The sequence below is a fragment of the Ornithinibacillus sp. FSL M8-0202 genome, from assembly GCF_037975285.1.
GTDB classification, from domain to species: domain Bacteria; phylum Bacillota; class Bacilli; order Bacillales; family Amphibacillaceae; genus Ornithinibacillus; species Ornithinibacillus massiliensis.
In genome coordinates this window covers 35936-53248 of sequence record NZ_CP150248.1, presented here as the reverse complement: position 1 = coordinate 53248, position 17313 = coordinate 35936, and the positions used below count along the sequence as shown (strand labels likewise).

Below are 17313 nucleotides of genomic sequence, written 5' to 3'. Positions count from 1 at the left end.
ATATACATGGGCTTTTTACAAAAGTTAAAAAATAAATTTAAACAAGATAACCAAGAAGAAGTATCGACAAAGTATAAAGAAGGAATGGAGAAAACGAGAAAGTCATTCTCTGGTAGAATCAATGATTTAATAGCACGATATCGTAAGGTAGATGAAGATTTTTTTGAGGAATTAGAAGAAGTTTTAATCACTGCTGATGTCGGTGTTATGACCGTTATGGATTTAATTGATGAGCTAAAATTTGAAGTACAACGTCGTAATATTAAAGATACAGAAGAAGTAAAGGAAGTTATCTCAGAGAAATTAGTCGATATTTATTATGGCGATGATGATCAAGAAATTGAGACATTTAATATACAAAAAGAAGGACTTTCTGTCGTTTTAGTAGTTGGTGTTAATGGAGTAGGGAAAACAACCTCGATTGGTAAATTAGCACATAAATTGAAGGCAGAAGGAAAAAACGTCATGCTTGCGGCGGGAGATACATTCCGAGCAGGGGCAATTGAACAATTAGAGGTCTGGGGAGAGCGTGCAGGTGTTGAGGTAATCAAGCAATCTGCCGGAAGTGACCCAGCAGCGGTTATTTTCGATGCAATAAAAGCGGCTAAATCTAGAGATGTTGATGTGTTATTATGTGATACAGCAGGTAGACTGCAAAATAAAGTCAATCTGATGAACGAATTATCGAAGGTTAAACGCGTAATAGAAAGAGAAATCCCAGGAGCTCCCCATGAAGTGCTTTTAGTATTGGACGCAACAACAGGTCAAAATGCACTAAGTCAGGCAAAGACTTTTTCAGAAGCTACCGATGTTAGTGGAATTGTGCTAACAAAACTAGATGGAACTGCTAAAGGTGGTATTGTTCTTGCGATTAGGCATGAACTTCATATACCAGTTAAGTTTGTAGGACTTGGAGAAAAAGCGGAAGACCTACAAAAGTTTGATGCAAATGCATTTGTATATGGGCTGTTTGCTGATATGTTAGATGAATCAAACGATGATTAATTGGTCTTCTACTTGCAAAAGGTTCATCTGTTCGTTAAGATAAAATGTAAAGGTAATTCACTTAACAAGGGGTGATGAAATGCTCGAGAAAACGACGAGAATGAATTATTTATTAGATTTTTACCAAGCATTACTGACACCCAAGCAACGTAGCTATATGGAAATGTACTATCTTGAGGACTATTCGTTGGGGGAAATATCAGAAGAAGCAAATGTTTCCAGGCAAGCAGTATATGATAATATAAAGCGGACAGAAGCAATGCTAGAGTCCTACGAAGAAAAATTACATCTGTATGAAAAGTTTGAGGAAAGAATGAAAATTATCCAGCAAATGGAAAGCTATATATCGGATATAAAAGATGATAAGCTTCATCATTATATGAAACAATTAAAAGAATTAGATTAGGGGGACACCTTCTATGGCATTCGAAGGATTAGCCGAGCGCCTGCAAAGTACGATAAAGAAAATTACCGGAAAAGGGAAAGTTTCTGAACAAGACGTTAAAGAAATGACCCGTGAAATTCGCTTAGCACTATTGGAAGCAGATGTTAATTTTAAAGTGGTAAAGGATTTAATTAAACGTATTAAAGAACGTGCAGTAGGCCAAGAGGTAATGGAGAGCCTTACACCTGGCCAACAGGTTATTAAGGTAGTGAAAGAAGAATTAACCGAGCTTATGGGAGGAGAGCAAAGTAAAATTGCCGTAAGTGACCGTCCACCAACCGTCATTATGATGGTTGGATTACAGGGTGCTGGTAAAACAACGACAACAGGAAAACTAGCAAACCTATTAAGAAAAAAACATAATCGCTCGCCATTATTAGTTGCCTGTGATGTGTATCGTCCTGCTGCCATTAAACAATTGGAAACACTTGGCAGTCAGCTTGATATGCCGGTCTTCTCTATGGGGACAGAAGCAAATCCTGTTGACATCGCTAAGAAGGCAATTGAAAAGGCTAAAGAGGAACACCGTGATTATGTGCTGATCGACACGGCTGGTAGACTTCATGTGGATACGGATTTAATGGGTGAATTAGATGAAATTAAAGCCGCTGTTAATCCAGATGAAATCTTCCTCGTTGTAGACGCAATGACTGGTCAAGACGCTGTGAATGTAGCAGAGAGCTTTAACGACCAATTAGATGTTACCGGTGTTGTGTTAACGAAACTAGATGGTGATACTCGTGGTGGTGCTGCACTTTCCATAAGAGCAGTAACAGGTAAAGCAATTAAATTTGCCGGTATGGGTGAAAAGCTGGATCAATTAGAGCCATTTCATCCAGAACGTATGGCATCACGTATATTAGGTATGGGTGATGTGTTAACACTAATTGAGAAGGCACAAGCATCTGTAGATGAAAAGCAAGCAAAAGCGTTAGAAGAAAAAATGAGAAATGCAAGCTTTACATTTGATGACTTTTTAGAGCAGATGGGCCAAGTGAAGCAAATGGGTCCACTTGATGATTTATTAGCGATGATACCTGGAGCTAATAAAATGAAGGGGCTTAAAAATGTACAAATCGATGATAAGCAACTTGTTCATGTAGAGGCAATCATTAAGTCCATGACAAAGAAAGAACGTCAGGATCCAAGTATAATGAATGCCAGCCGTAAGAAAAGAATTGCCAAAGGCTCTGGGACATCTGTATCTCAAGTAAACAGGCTATTAAAGCAATTTGACGAGATGAAAAAAATGATGAAACAAATGACGAATATGCAAAAAGGAAAGAAAGGAAAAGGATTTAAGCTTCCTTTCAATCCGTTTTAAATTTTAGAAATACCCTTGATTTATAAGTAGTTTTCAACTATTATAATAGATGTAATGTAAAAACACTTTACAGACTTTCAAGTTTTTGATAAAATCAATTCTTGTGAAGAACATAATAATGGAGGTGCAAGTAATGGCAGTAAAAATTCGTTTAAAACGTATGGGTTCTAAAAGAAATCCTTTTTATCGTATTGTAGTAGCAGATTCTCGTTCTCCTCGTGACGGACGTTCTATTGAGCAAATTGGAACTTATAATCCTGTAGTTGATCCAATTGAAGTTAAAATAGATGAAGCAAAAGCACTTGACTGGATGGCAAAAGGCGCTAAGCCAAGCGATACAGTACGTAACTTATTCTCAAAAGAAGGCATCATGAAGAAATTCCACGAACAAAAAACTAACAAGTAAAGTAGTGTGATATCATGAAAGCCCTAATAGAGTCGATTGTTACACCATTAGTTGATTACCCTGAAGATGTTAAGGTGACGGAGAAAGAAGAGGACAGCAAGGTTGTTTATCATCTTACCGTTAATCAGCATGACGTCGGCAAGGTAATTGGTAAGAATGGACGTATTGCAAAAGCGATTCGTACAGTGGTTTATGCAGCTAAGTCAGATGCTAATAAACGAATCTATTTAGATATCATGTGAGGGAAAGGGAAACCTTTCCCTTTTTTAGCAGATTGGGAAGAAAGTGTATCCTAATCGATACAAGCATTATTTGCTTAAAGGATAAGCAAAGACAGTTTTTCTAATACATTCACAAGAAACGAGCTTCTTTAATCATTTTAGCCTTAGGAATAATAAATACTTTTTGAAGGTGCACGGATTAGTTCCATTACACCGATACTCGAAGGGAAATACTAGGAGTATATATGGTAAGAGGATAACAAACAAATGGACACCAATAAAAGGGAAGGTTGAGGCGAGAAATAACGTGAATATCATAAAAAAGGTTGTCATAAAACAAGTAATCACGGATAAAAGTAAAGCAGCTTTAAAAGAAAAATTTATGAAACATAAAATGCGACTTGAACAAGAGTGTCAACAATTGTTATTCGAACAACGAAAACTACAAAATAAAAAAAGCTTGTCTAAACAGGAATTCCAAGATCGATTCCAACAAGAGATAAAAAATAGAAAAGAAAAAATAAAGCTAGTAGAGTTTAAAATAGAACAATTGGAAATGCTAGAAATTGGAAGCGAGATTGTTGAAGGGGAAGTTGAAGCTCTTGTTGAGGTGAAGGTTGGCACGCATTGGAATGAAATTATGGAACAAACAGCCATTATTATTAAAGACGGCGTTGTCGTCAGAATAGATAACTAGCAGCAGGTGAGAGATATGGAAGAAAAAATGTTTACAGTTGGAAAAATAATAAATACACATGGTATCCGTGGAGATTTAAAAGTCCTTCGGGTAAGTGATTTTGATGATCGATTTAAGGTAGGGAACTTGCTATATTTAGTTACGAATGAAAAAGTTGTCCGCGAATTAGAAATTGATGGACACCGAATTCATAAAGGTTTTGATTTAATCCATTTTAAAGGCTTAAATAATATTAATGATGTCGAGCACTATAAAGGCTCAACCTTAAAAATCAAGGAGTCCCAGCTTACTGAATTAGATGAAAATGAATATTATTATCATGAAATTATTGGCTGTGAAGTATTTACTACGGATGAAGAAAGTATCGGGAAAGTGAAAGAAATACTAGCTCCAGGTGCAAATGATGTATGGGTCGTTAAGCAACCAAAGGGAAAAGATATTTTAATTCCATATATAGAAGAAGTGGTAAAGGAAATTGATGTAGACCATAAACGAATTGTGATAGAACCTATGGAAGGATTGCTTGATTAATGCAAATTGATATTCTAACTTTATTTCCTGAAATGATTGAAAGTGTATTTAATACGTCTATCTTAAAAAAAGCACAGGAAAAAGAAAAGTTTCATTATAATCTCGTAAACTTCCGTGATTATACGGAAAACAAACATAATAAAGTAGATGATTATCCTTACGGTGGCGGAGCTGGTATGGTATTATCTCCACAACCTATATTTGATGCGGTAGAAGCGGTCACAAAGGATAAAGAAGCTAAACCACGCGTTGTTTTAATGTGTCCTCAAGGTGAGCGATATACACAGAAAAAAGCCGAGGAATTCGCAAAAGAGGAGCATTTAGTTATTATTTGTGGCCATTATGAAGGGTATGATGAGCGAATTCGAGAGCATCTTGTTACGGATGAGATATCGATAGGCGATTATATTTTAACTGGTGGAGAATTAGGTGCAATGGTTGTTGTAGATAGTGTCGTACGACTATTACCAGATGTCTTAGGCAACCAAGAATCAGCACCACAGGATTCTTATTCGACAGGACTTCTCGAACATCCACATTATACTAGACCAGCTGATTTTAGAGGTATGAAAGTTCCAGAAGTACTTACTTCAGGAGACCATGCTAAAATAGAAGCCTGGCGAAAAGCTGAATCGCTGAAAAGAACCTATGAGCGACGAAAGGATTTACTAGAAAATTATCCTCTAACCGAAGAAGATAAGAAGATTCTAGAGAAATTTAAAGACTAAAAGTAACAGGACGTCGATGCTCTAAATTTCATGTAGGCATACAGGAAAAGGAAAATCTATCCGCTTCGTAACAGGTAAATAATATGTTTCCATGAACCAAAAGCTACTCGTACAGTAGAACATCCAGATATACTATTATAGTAGACTCTGGAGGCAGTAAGTGGAGCATGATTATTTTTATAATTAACTAGTTGAAGTCTATCTCGTATTATGATATATTAATTATTGTGCTTAAGTTCGATTAAGTACGTATAAACGATGTTCCGCTGTTACCAATAGGAAATAAGAGCATTGGTTTGGAAGGAGTTGAACAGGATGCAAAAATTAATCGAAGAAATCACAAAAGATCAGCTTCGTAACGATCATCCTGATTTCCGCCCAGGTGATACTGTGAAGGTTCACGTTAAAGTTGTCGAAGGCAGCCGTGAACGTATTCAGGTATACGAAGGTGTCGTTATTAAACGTCAAAACGGTGGAATCAGCGAGACATTTACAGTAAGAAAGATTTCTTATGGTGTAGGTGTAGAACGTACTTTCCCAGTACATTCACCTCGTATTGATAAAATCGAAGTTACACGTCGCGGTATCGTACGTCGTGCTAAACTTTACTATCTTCGTAATCTACGCGGAAAAGCAGCACGTATTAAAGAACGTCGATAAGACTAGAAATCAAAAGAAGCATTTAGAAAGGAGCTTGGTATTTTATTCAAGCTCCTTTTTACATAATATAATAAAAACAGAACTGCTACATGATAATAACGAGTACAATATTGTAGGTTTCGGAGGTTGAATTATGGCTAAAAAGGGTAAAAGTGAGTGGCTGGATTGGTTAAAAGCGCTATTGATTGCATTCGGTTTAGCCTTTCTTGTAAGAACCTTTTTATTTACACCCATTATCGTCGATGGTCCTTCTATGCAGCCAACATTACATGATCGAGATCAAATGATTGTAAATAAGTTTTTGTATAACTTTAACGAACCAGAACGATTTGATATTGTCGTATTTCATGCTAATGACCAAAAGGATTTTATCAAACGTGTTATTGCATTACCTGGAGAGCATGTAGCGTATAAAGATAATATATTATATATAAATGGTCAACCTATTGAAGAAAACTTCCTTCATGATAAGGATGTCTGGACATATGACTTTGAGCTAGAGGAATTAACAGGTAATTATAATACCGTTCCAGAAGGATATGTATTCGTATTAGGTGATAACCGTACAAACTCAACAGATAGTCGAATACTTGGTCCAATACCAATGGACCAAATAGTTGGGAAAGCAAGTGTTATTTATTGGCCATTCGATAGATTTGAATTCATAGGAGAGTAGACTAGCTATGACAATACAATGGTTTCCCGGCCATATGGCCAAAGCAAGAAGAGAAATAGAGGAAAAGCTTAAACTCGTTGATTTTGTGATGGAGCTTGTAGATGCCCGTGCACCACTTTCTTCACAAAATCCAATGCTGCAGCAAGTATTACAAAGTAAAGAAAAAATGGTTTTATTAATGAAACGAGATTTAGCGGATTCGAAAGTAACGAATGAATGGATAGATTATTTTAAAGAACGTGACATACCAGCATTAGCAGTTAATGTTAATGACAAAGCTGATATTAATCGAGTTATTCAGTTAGCAAAAGAACTAGGACAGAAAAAGCTTGAGAAATTAATGAAAAAGGGAATTAAACCACGGCCGGCTAGAGCGATGATAGTAGGGATACCGAATGTTGGCAAATCGACTTTAATAAACCGACTTGCCAATAAGAAAATTGCTAAAGTAGGTGACCGACCTGGCGTAACCAAACAGCAGCTATGGATCAAAGTGAAAAAGGAATTTGAACTATTAGATACGCCTGGTATACTTTGGCCTAAATTCGAAGACCAAACCGTCGGATATCGATTAGCGGCAATTGGAACGATAAAAGATCAATTACTTTCTTTACAGGATATTGTGGCTTTCGTTATCCACTATTTACAAGAATATTACCCTAATTCATTAGAAGAGCGTTATCAAATTGAGCAGACGGAAGATGACATGCTGGAAATTTTTATGAAAATTGGTAAACTAAGAGGTGCTCTTGAAAGTGGTGGTCATGTCAATTTCGATAAGGTTTCGGATATTGTTATCCGTGATTTAAGAACGGGTCGCCTTGGAATGATTACACTAGAACGACCAACAGAGGAAGCATAAAGGCATACATCAAGTTGATGGATGTCTTTTATTTTTTTCGGTACATGCCGATATAAAGGGAAGAAGGATAGGTGTTACAATGGGGAAACAATCGATAAATGAAATAAAAGTATTGCTTCAAGAGGACAAGCTTTCAGATGCTGAGATAATGTTACTTCAATCGGATACACGAAAAGGTGTACAACAACTTATAAAAGCGTATGAAAAAAGAAAACGGAAAGAAGCAGCACTAGAGCAGGTCTATGAAGAAATGTGTACATATGAAAGGAAATGCTATCAAGCTGGTAAGGAATTAGTAGCAGGTATTGATGAAGCTGGTAGGGGGCCTTTAGCAGGTCCGGTGGTTGCCGCTGCCGTTATTTTACCCGTGGGTTTTAAATTACTCGGTCTCAATGACTCAAAACAATTGAATGAGGCTAAACGAGAAGAATACTATGAGGTTATTCGAGAAAAAGCAATTTCCTATGGGATATCCATCATGGATAGTCAAACAATAGATCAAATTAATATTCTGGAAGCGACTAAATTAGCGATGAAGAATGCACTATCACAGTTGCATCCTAATCCAGATCACGTATTGATTGATGCGGTTAAATTAGATGATTTACCTTATAGCTCCGAAGCAATTATTAAGGGGGATGCAAAAAGTATATCGATTGCGGCAGCTAGTGTGCTAGCGAAAGTAACCCGTGATAGACTGATGAAGGAAATACATAACGAGTTTCCGATGTATGATTTCCGCTCCAATATGGGATATGGAACTCGTGAACATATGGAGAATTTAGTAAAGTATGGGCCATCGCCATACCATCGTAAATCATTTGCACCAGTTAAAGAGAATATAAAGTGAGTGATGTAGGTGAATATCCAAGAAGTTCTAGGTAAATCGTTAACTAATCGTAAGGAACCCATTCAAACACTTCGCATAGGTCAAATACTTCAAGGCAGAATTTTGAAGCTTTACCCAAATAATAAAGCCCATATTCAACTTGGAGTGATGCAGTTAATTGCGCAGCTAGAGGCGCCATTAGAAATAGGAAATAACTATCACTTTCAAGTACAAGCATTAGGACAAGTAGCCCAACTCAAAGTAATAGCAGAATCGCCTACTAATCCTAATAGGTCAGAAATGCCTATTATCCATTTACTACAGCAACTGGGAATAAAGCCTACTAGAATAATGCAGGAATTTGTACAGGTTCTTCTGCAGGAAAAGATTCCATTTGAGAAAGGACAATTACAACATTCTAATGTTCTATTAGAGACTGCTAGTAATAAAGAACAGGCTCAGGCATTATTAAAAGAAATGATAGTAAATCGTATGCCAATAAATGATTCTGTTTTTCAGGCCTTATTTGCAAGCAAGTTTGGAAGTTTTACCGATCAACTTGAATCACTAGACTCGGAGTTACGACAACATTTAGCTACCCAGCCAAATATAAATAACGGGTTAGTCTCCAAGATTAATCAATTAAACGGAAATACGAGCCAAATACCGGTTAAACAAATTATTCCCTTACTAAACAGTCCAGAATTAGTCTATGTTTTAAAAGCAAGCGGAATGATTGATCAAGATATTCCGTTTCACATATGGAATAATCGGGTAAAACAAAATGCTGATAACGGATTGATAAATTTGAATCAACTGTTTACTGCAAATACAGTAAAGGAATTACAGACTAGCTTATCCAAGCTGGAAGTAATACAACAGCAAGCTTCTTCTCTATTAACTAAATGGGAGAACCTGCTTCAGCAAAGTGTAACGAGCAATGTTTCGATTTCTGAAGATAATATTGTTAACTTGAAGCGAGAAGTGGAGCTAAGTACTCTTCCATTCCCACCGAAGCAGGGGGAATTACGTAATCACCCTCAATCATTGCGAGCTTTACTCCACCATTTAGTAACATTAAGTAACCAAGAAAATTATTCGAAACTGGATTCATTTTTACATCATTTCATAAAGGAATCTTTTGTTCAACAGACAAAGACGATCCTGGAGGACATGGGAATACAATATGAAAAAGCTATTTTGAAGGATGAAACGAATCCAAGCAATTCGTTTAAAGGAATGTTATTACAGCTTATCCAATCAAGTGATGGTACGATCCAGGAGCAAGGAACTAAGCTATTACATGTGATAAATGGTATACAGCTACAATCATACAGTGAAACCGATAAAATGATACAGGCTAATCTCTTATTACCAGGTGGTAGAATCGGCTTAGATAGTGATATTGCGCTAAACTTTGAAGGGAAGAAAACGGAAGCTGGTGAGATTAATCCTGATTATTGTCGAATTGTGTTCTTTTTGGAACTAGCCAACTTGGATCAAACGGTGATTGATATGAATATTCAAAAACGGTCAATCTCCATAACGGTATTAAACGATCAACCGATAGAAGGGATTACGCAGTCACTAAAACCGTTACTAAAGGAGGGACTAGAGAAGCTCGAGTACTATCTTTCCAATGTATCGGTTAAGCCGTTAACGAATCAAGAGAAGATGGCGAAGAATAGTAATCCAACATACCAAACTAAACAACAAGCTTCCTACCAAGGAGTTGATTTTCGTATATGAATCAGATAAGAAAAAAGGCTGTAGCTTTAAGCTATGAGCAAGAAAAGTCGCACTCTCCACGCGTAAGTGCCACTGGAAAAGGATTAGTTGCGGATAACATTATTAAGATTGCGAATGAGAATCATATACCCATTATGGAGGATAAGACATTAGTTGAACTACTGTCGGAGCTAGATATTAATGAAAAAGTACCAGAGGAATTATATCAGGCAGTAGCAGAAGTGTTTGCATTTATATACAGGGCTGACCAAAAGCTAGAGCAAGAAAATAATTAAAAATATTTTACGACAAAAGTTGGCTCTTTTCTTGTGCAATTTTCTGTTTTTTAATACAATAAAACTGCAGTGACTTTTGATGGGAGGACAAAGAATGAATATTCATGAGTATCAAGGGAAAGAAGTTTTACAGAGTTTTGGTGTAAAGGTTCCTAATGGATATGTTGCATATACGGTAGATGAGGCTGTAGAGGCAGCTGAAAAATTAGGTACATCCGTTACTGTAGTAAAAGCACAAATTCATGCTGGTGGACGTGGAAAAGCTGGTGGAGTTAAGGTTGCAAAGAATTTAGATGAAGTACGTACATACGCTGAAGAAATTCTTGGTAAAACATTAGTAACTCACCAAACAGGTCCAGAAGGAAAAGAAGTTAAGCGTTTACTTATTGAAGAAGGATGTGATATTAAGAAAGAATATTACATCGGTGTTGTTCTTGACCGTGCTACTTCTCGTGTTGTGATGATGGGATCTGAAGAAGGTGGTACAGAGATTGAGGAAGTGGCAGCTGCTACTCCAGAAAAGATCTTTAAAGAAGTGATAGATCCTGTTGTTGGGCTAATGCCTTACCAAGCTCGTAGACTAGCATTTAATATGAATATTCCTGATGAATTGCTAGGGAAAGCAGTTAAATTTATGACTGGACTATACCAAGCATTTGTTGAGAAAGATTGCTCCATTGCAGAAATTAACCCACTAGTTACTACTGGGGATGGAGAGGTGTTAGCACTTGATGCTAAATTGAACTTTGATGATAACGCATTATACCGTCAAAAAGATGTGCTTGAATATCGTGATTTAGATGAAGAAGATGAAAAAGAAATTGAAGCATCCAAATATGACCTTAGTTATGTTGCACTAGATGGTAACATTGGTTGTATGGTTAATGGTGCTGGTCTAGCTATGTCTACGATGGACATCATTAAGCATTACGGCGGAGAACCGGCTAACTTCTTAGATGTTGGGGGCGGTGCTACTGCAGAAAAGGTTACAGAAGCATTTAAGATTATTCTATCTGACAAAAATGTAAAAGGGATTTTCGTTAATATCTTCGGTGGAATCATGAAATGTGATGTAATTGCTGAAGGTGTAGTGGAAGCGACTAAACAAGTTGGATTAAATCTTCCATTAGTTGTTCGTCTTGAAGGAACGAATGTTGATTTAGGGAAGAAGATTCTCAATGAATCAGGATTGAACATTATTCCGGCAGACTCGATGGCTGATGGTGCAGAAAAAATAGTAACCTTAGTTAAAGAAGCTTAATGGATTTAAAATCTTGTATATTAATAGACTAGATTTTGGAAAGGGCGGACTATAATGAGTGTATATGTAAATAAAGATACGAAAGTAATTGTCCAGGGTATAACTGGTGGTACTGCAAGATTCCATACAAAACAAATGCTTGAATATGGTACAAAGATTGTTGGTGGAGTAACACCGAAAAAAGGTGGAACAGAAGTAGAAGGTGTACCTGTATACAATACAGTTCAAGAGGCAGTTGAAGCAACAGGTGCTACAGCTTCTGTTGTTTATGTCCCTGCACCATTTGCAGCGGATGCTATTATGGAAGCAGTAGATGCTGAGCTAGACCTAGTTATTTGTATCACGGAACATATTCCAGTACTTGATATGGTTAAAGTGAAACGTTATATGGAAGGCAAGAAAACACGTTTAATTGGACCAAACTGCCCAGGGGTAATTACTGCAGATGAATCGAAAATTGGTATTATGCCTGGTTATATTCATACGAAAGGTCATATTGGTGTCGTTTCCCGTTCTGGAACATTAACATATGAAGCTGTACATCAATTATCACAAGCAGGTTATGGTCAAACAACTGCTGTCGGTATTGGTGGAGACCCGGTTAATGGTACAAACTTTATTGACGTATTAAAAGAATTCAATGAAGACCCTGAAACTTATGCAGTTGTCATGATTGGTGAAATCGGTGGTACTGCTGAAGAAGAAGCTGCTGAATGGGTAAAAGCGAACATGACGAAGCCAGTAGTTGGTTTCATTGGTGGAGCAACAGCACCTCCAGGAAAACGTATGGGTCATGCTGGTGCGATTATTTCTGGTGGTAAAGGTACAGCAGATGAAAAAATCAGAGTGATGAATGAATGTGGAATCGAAGTTGCAGAAACACCTGCAGTAATTGGAGAAACAATGATTCGCGTTCTACAAGAAAAAGGATTAGCAGAAAAGTGTAAAACAAATTAATTTGTATAGGTAAGGGGCAGGGGCCTAGCAGAGGATAATCAGAAACGCCTATTGTGTACTAACAAGAGGGAACTTCTGTGATTATCTACTTTGTCCCGGCCTCTTCCTTTATACAGATAATATAGAAGGGAAGTGACAATTTGTTACAAAATACGAGGCAACGATTAATTCATCTCCACCGATGTCGTTATATGTCGAGAAGAATTTTACGACGTTTACTGCGAATCGATCCCACCTTAGCCCATATCTACCTTATATCCTCAAGCGAAATAAGCCATTATCTATCCATTAGAAAAAATCAAGCTGAAATACTATATCAGGATATACACAACACACAATTGATTCATGACACTTTACAGGATATACAAGCCTACCATATCATTACGTTAATGGACGAAACCTATCCTCCCATGTTAAAAACAATAAAAGATGCACCAATCGCACTTTATTGCTACGGGGATGATTCATTACTTTATAAAACTCCTTCCATAAGTGTAATAGGAACTAGAAATCCTTCTTTAGATGCAAAAAACAAAACAAAGTATATTATAAGTCCATTAATAAATGATAACTGGGTTATTGTTAGTGGGATGGCTAAAGGAATTGATAGTTATGCACATCGACTGGCGTTACATGAAGGTGGAAAAACGATTGCAGTATTAGGTAGTGGATTTAAGCATATCTACCCAAGTGAAAATACATTCCTTTTTCAGCAGCTAGTAAAAGATGGCTTAGCGCTCTCCGAGTATCCACCAAAAGTACCACCAAGAAAATTCCACTTTCCTGAAAGGAACCGAATTATTAGTGGACTAAGCTTCGCTACAGTTGTGATAGAGGCGACAGAAAGAAGTGGAACCATGATAACGGTAGATCAGGCATTAGATCAGGGAAGGGAAGTTTTTGCTGTACCAGGCTCACCCCATATCCCTCAATCAATTGGATGTCTGAAACTAATTCAGGAAGGGGCAACAATGGCAGTTACCTATGAAGACATTATGAATGATTGGAGAAATAAGTCTTTCTTCCGCACTAATCCGTAATGAAATTCATTCTATGTTTGACAATTATGTCGTATATATTTATTATTAGTGAGGATTTGATAATCAATTATATACTGGTAAATTTACTTATTTTAATTATGTTTCATTTGAAAATGTTGACATTTACTACATCTATTCTTACATTTAGATGTATAGCAATTTTAGGACACGAATGATTTAGGAGTAATGGTACTAGGTTTTTCGTTACCTCAGGCTAAGGAGGAAGAGAATGGCAGATTATCTCGTAATTGTGGAATCACCTGCGAAAGCGAAAACAATTGAACGATACTTAGGCAAAAAATACAAAGTAAAAGCTTCTATGGGACATGTTATTGACTTACCGAAAAGTCAAATGGGTGTCAATGTAGAAGAAGGTTATAAATTAAAATATATTACGATACGTGGTAAAGGTGATGTATTAAAAGATTTAAAAAAATCAGCTAAAAAGGCAAAAAAAATATATCTCGCAGCCGACCCGGATCGCGAAGGAGAAGCAATTGCCTGGCATCTTGCACATGCCTTGAATGTCGATGAAACTTCGAAATGTCGTGTAGTATTTAATGAAATAACAAAAGATGCCATTAAGGAATCCTTTAAAAATCCTCGCTCTATTGATATGGACTTAGTAGATGCACAGCAAGCTAGAAGAGTGCTGGATCGATTGGTCGGCTATAATATTAGCCCATTACTATGGAAAAAAGTTAAAAAGGGATTAAGTGCTGGACGTGTACAATCCGTAGCATTGAAGATGATTATTGACCGTGAAAATGAAATCAATGACTTTAAACCAGAAGAATATTGGTCAATTGAAGCTAGCTTCTTAAAGGATAAGGACTCATTTGAAGGAGCTTTTTACGGAATCGATGGGAAAAAATTAGAGCTTAAATCAGAGGCAGAAGTAAAAGAAGTCCTAAATAAACTAGTAGATAAACAGTTTACGATTAATACGGTTACGAAAAAGGAAAGAAAGCGAAATCCTGCCTTACCTTTTACCACTTCATCCTTACAACAGGAAGCAGCAAGAAAGTTAAACTTCCGAGCTAAAAAGACGATGATGATCGCACAGCAATTGTATGAAGGTATTGATCTTGGAAAGGCTGCAGGTGGTATTACTGGTCTCATTACGTATATGCGTACCGATTCAACCCGTATTTCTGAAACAGCAAAAGGTGAAGCAAAGGAATTCGTTGAGAATAAATATGGGAGTGAATATCTAGGTACTGAAAGAAAAGAAAAGAAAAGTGAAAATGCCCAGGATGCCCATGAGGCAATACGTCCCACATCTGTGATGAGAGAGCCAAACTCATTAAAGACAGTTTTATCAAGGGATCAATTACGCCTGTACAAGCTAATTTGGGAACGCTTTTTAGCTAGTCAAATGGCACCAGCTATCTTGGACACCATGTCAGTGCAATTAGTTAACAATAATGTAGAATTTCGTGCAAATGGTTCGAAGGTCAAATTTAAAGGTTTTATGAAGGTATATGTGGAAGGTACAGATGATAATAAAAAAGACGAGGATAAGTTTTTACCGAATCTGGAAGAAGGAATGATTGTAGAGGCAAGTGAAATCAATCCGAACCAACATTTCACGCAACCACCACCTCGCTATACTGAAGCTAGATTAGTTAAAACAATGGAAGAGCTAGGTATTGGTAGACCTTCAACTTACGCTCCTACTCTTGATACAATTCAAAGACGAGGATATGTGACATTAGATAATAAACGATTCGTCCCAACGGAACTGGGAATTATCGTTGTGGATTTATTAAAGGAATTTTTCCCGGAAATTATTGATGTGGAATTCACAGCCAAAATGGAACATGACCTTGACTCCATAGAAGAAGGAGAAGCGGAGTGGGTAAATATTATCGATGATTTCTATCATGGGTTTCAGAAGCGCTTAACAAAAGCGGAAGAGGAAATGGAAAAAATAGAAATTAAAGATGAGCCTGCTGGCATTGAATGTGAAAACTGTGGTCATGAGATGGTTTATAAAATGGGGCGATACGGCAAGTTCTTAGCTTGTTCGAACTTCCCAGAATGTCGAAACACAAAACCGATACTAAAAGAGATTGGCGTAACATGTCCTACTTGTAAGAAAGGGAATGTGGTAGAACGTAAATCTAAGAAACGACGTGTATTCTATGGTTGTGATCGCTTTCCAGAATGTGATTTTGTTTCCTGGGATAAGCCGATAGCAAGACCATGCCCTAAATGTGATTCAATCTTGGTAGAGAAAAGGTTGAAAAAGGAAACCCAAATTGTTTGCACAAGTTGTGATTATCAAGAAAATACGCAAGGATAAAAGAGTCGCTCCTATGAGCGCCTTTTATTTTGCTTTCGTTCTGTAGTTCGCGTAAAATGTCTAATTGTGAAGAGTGAAAAAGTTCAAATTTGTATTAAATGTTTCGGCATTTTCGAAAAGGGTAAATAATAATGTGTGTTTTGATTATAAATTTTTAAACAATTGGTGAAAATAGGGATAGGTTGTTTTTGCATTTTTGAAGGTATCGGAAAATGTCGAAAAATTAGTTGACTAATTATAGTGAAGTCGCTATAATTATCCAGTGGTAAGCCAAACTACTTGACAGTACTAGCATAAATGCTTTCATTAGTATTGCGGTTATTTCAGAATTTTGTTACAATTTTGTTAAGTTGATTGCAAAGTTCATCACATAGTGGTATATTTTTATGTGGCTGTTAAGCAAGTTTGGGGTGAGTATTTGGATAATCTTGCACAATACAAACAGGCATTTACAGAGTACCTTCAAATTGAAAAAAATGCTTCGCCATACACTGTAGAATATTACAATCATGACTTAGAAGAATTTTTCGCTTTTGTAGAACGCGAAGGCTTTGAGTCCCTTCGAGAAATCGATCAGCGTGCTGTTCGTGTTTTTCTTACTTCTCTTTATGATCGAAAGCTTTCAAGAAAATCTGTATCAAGAAAGATATCAAGTATACGAACTTTTTTTAAGTTTTTGGAGAGAGAGAATGTAATTGATTCAAACGCTTTTATGCTAATAAGTTTGCCGAAAGCTGCAAAGCCTATTCCGGGGTTCCTCTATGAAGAGGAAATGGAAAAACTATTTGAAATAAATGATGCTAATGATCCATTAGGCCAGCGAAATCAAGCATTATTAGAAGCACTATACGGAACTGGGATTCGAGTGAGTGAGTGTCAAAGTCTTCGATTGAAGGATATAGACTTTTCTGTTGGAACATTGCTTGTAAGAGGAAAAGGAAAGAAAGAACGATATGTTCCTTTTGGAAGCTATGCAGAAAAAGCACTTCAATTGTACATACATGACGGCAGAAAACAATTACTCGAAAAATCAGGTACAAATTCCGAAGTGGTTTTCCTGAACTCAAGAGGTAATCCGATAACAACTAGAGGAATTCGATTAGTGTTGAAAAATATGATGGAAAAAGCGGCACTTACGATAAATGTACATCCACATAAATTAAGACATACCTTTGCAACACATATGTTAAATGAGGGTGCTGATTTACGAACAGTACAGGAGCTCTTGGGGCATGAAAGTTTATCATCTACGCAAATTTATACACATGTTACGAAGGATCATTTGCGTAATATTTACTTAAATAGTCACCCAAGGGCAAAAAAGTAAGGATGACGGAAG

The 17313-nt window shown here is 36.8% G+C and carries 19 protein-coding genes; all 19 read left to right on the top strand.

From position 1 onward, the window contains the following. Positions 1-6: 6 nt before the first annotated feature. Complete coding sequence (ftsY, locus tag MKY78_RS00305) at positions 7-1005, top strand: signal recognition particle-docking protein FtsY (protein WP_339215365.1); 999 nt, start codon at positions 7-9, stop codon at positions 1003-1005. A 79-nt stretch (positions 1006-1084) separates the two neighbouring features. After that, entirely contained in the window at positions 1085-1411 is a 327-nt protein-coding gene (locus MKY78_RS00300; protein ID WP_339215363.1) for a putative DNA-binding protein, read from the top strand. A gap of 13 nt (positions 1412-1424) precedes the next feature. After that, entirely contained in the window at positions 1425-2774 is a 1350-nt protein-coding gene (gene ffh, locus MKY78_RS00295; protein ID WP_339215361.1) for a signal recognition particle protein, read from the top strand. A gap of 133 nt (positions 2775-2907) precedes the next feature. Further along, positions 2908-3180: a 30S ribosomal protein S16 gene (gene rpsP, locus MKY78_RS00290; protein WP_186868649.1), complete on the top strand. Its 273-nt coding sequence runs from the start codon at positions 2908-2910 to the stop codon at positions 3178-3180. A 14-nt stretch (positions 3181-3194) separates the two neighbouring features. Then, positions 3195-3422, top strand: a complete 228-nt coding sequence (locus MKY78_RS00285) for a KH domain-containing protein (RefSeq protein ID WP_339215359.1) — start codon at positions 3195-3197, stop codon at positions 3420-3422. A 286-nt stretch (positions 3423-3708) separates the two neighbouring features. Continuing rightward, complete coding sequence (locus tag MKY78_RS00280) at positions 3709-4098, top strand: YlqD family protein (protein WP_186868651.1); 390 nt, start codon at positions 3709-3711, stop codon at positions 4096-4098. Positions 4099-4113: 15 nt separating this feature from the next. Then, entirely contained in the window at positions 4114-4629 is a 516-nt protein-coding gene (rimM, locus tag MKY78_RS00275) for a ribosome maturation factor RimM (RefSeq protein WP_339215357.1), read from the top strand. Continuing rightward, positions 4629-5357: a tRNA (guanosine(37)-N1)-methyltransferase TrmD gene (gene trmD / locus MKY78_RS00270; protein ID WP_339215355.1), complete on the top strand. Its 729-nt coding sequence runs from the start codon at positions 4629-4631 to the stop codon at positions 5355-5357. Before rimM ends, trmD begins: the two co-directional genes overlap by 1 nt. A gap of 315 nt (positions 5358-5672) precedes the next feature. Continuing rightward, on the top strand, positions 5673-6017 hold the full coding sequence (rplS, locus tag MKY78_RS00265) for a 50S ribosomal protein L19 (RefSeq protein ID WP_339217987.1): 345 nt from the start codon (positions 5673-5675) through the stop codon (positions 6015-6017). Between the two features lie 133 nt (positions 6018-6150). Further along, positions 6151-6693, top strand: coding sequence for a signal peptidase I (gene lepB, locus MKY78_RS00260; protein ID WP_339215354.1), 543 nt, complete (start codon positions 6151-6153; stop codon positions 6691-6693). A gap of 7 nt (positions 6694-6700) precedes the next feature. Next, on the top strand, positions 6701-7555 hold the full coding sequence (gene ylqF, locus MKY78_RS00255; protein WP_339215352.1) for a ribosome biogenesis GTPase YlqF: 855 nt from the start codon (positions 6701-6703) through the stop codon (positions 7553-7555). 79 nt (positions 7556-7634) lie between these two features. Next, positions 7635-8405 carry a ribonuclease HII gene (locus MKY78_RS00250; RefSeq protein WP_339215351.1) on the top strand — a complete coding sequence of 257 codons (771 nt, stop codon included), beginning with the start codon at positions 7635-7637 and terminating at the stop codon, positions 8403-8405. A gap of 9 nt (positions 8406-8414) precedes the next feature. Beyond that, the gene (locus tag MKY78_RS00245; protein WP_339215350.1) at positions 8415-10133 is read left to right on the top strand and encodes a hypothetical protein; all 1719 of its coding nucleotides are present in this window, start codon (positions 8415-8417) and stop codon (positions 10131-10133) included. After that, a complete protein-coding gene (locus tag MKY78_RS00240) occupies positions 10130-10408 on the top strand; it encodes an EscU/YscU/HrcU family type III secretion system export apparatus switch protein (protein WP_339215349.1) in 279 nt (92 codons plus the stop codon). Before MKY78_RS00245 ends, MKY78_RS00240 begins: the two co-directional genes overlap by 4 nt. Before the next feature lie 94 nt (positions 10409-10502). Next, the gene (sucC, locus tag MKY78_RS00235) at positions 10503-11669 is read left to right on the top strand and encodes an ADP-forming succinate--CoA ligase subunit beta (RefSeq protein ID WP_339215348.1); all 1167 of its coding nucleotides are present in this window, start codon (positions 10503-10505) and stop codon (positions 11667-11669) included. A gap of 54 nt (positions 11670-11723) precedes the next feature. Beyond that, positions 11724-12626: a succinate--CoA ligase subunit alpha gene (gene sucD / locus MKY78_RS00230; protein WP_339215346.1), complete on the top strand. Its 903-nt coding sequence runs from the start codon at positions 11724-11726 to the stop codon at positions 12624-12626. Positions 12627-12766: 140 nt separating this feature from the next. Further along, positions 12767-13666: a DNA-processing protein DprA gene (dprA, locus tag MKY78_RS00225; protein ID WP_339215345.1), complete on the top strand. Its 900-nt coding sequence runs from the start codon at positions 12767-12769 to the stop codon at positions 13664-13666. A 229-nt stretch (positions 13667-13895) separates the two neighbouring features. Next, complete coding sequence (gene topA / locus MKY78_RS00220) at positions 13896-15974, top strand: type I DNA topoisomerase (RefSeq protein ID WP_339215343.1); 2079 nt, start codon at positions 13896-13898, stop codon at positions 15972-15974. 418 nt (positions 15975-16392) lie between these two features. Further along, positions 16393-17301 carry a tyrosine recombinase XerC gene (gene xerC / locus MKY78_RS00215; protein WP_339215341.1) on the top strand — a complete coding sequence of 303 codons (909 nt, stop codon included), beginning with the start codon at positions 16393-16395 and terminating at the stop codon, positions 17299-17301. Positions 17302-17313: the final 12 nt, after the last annotated feature.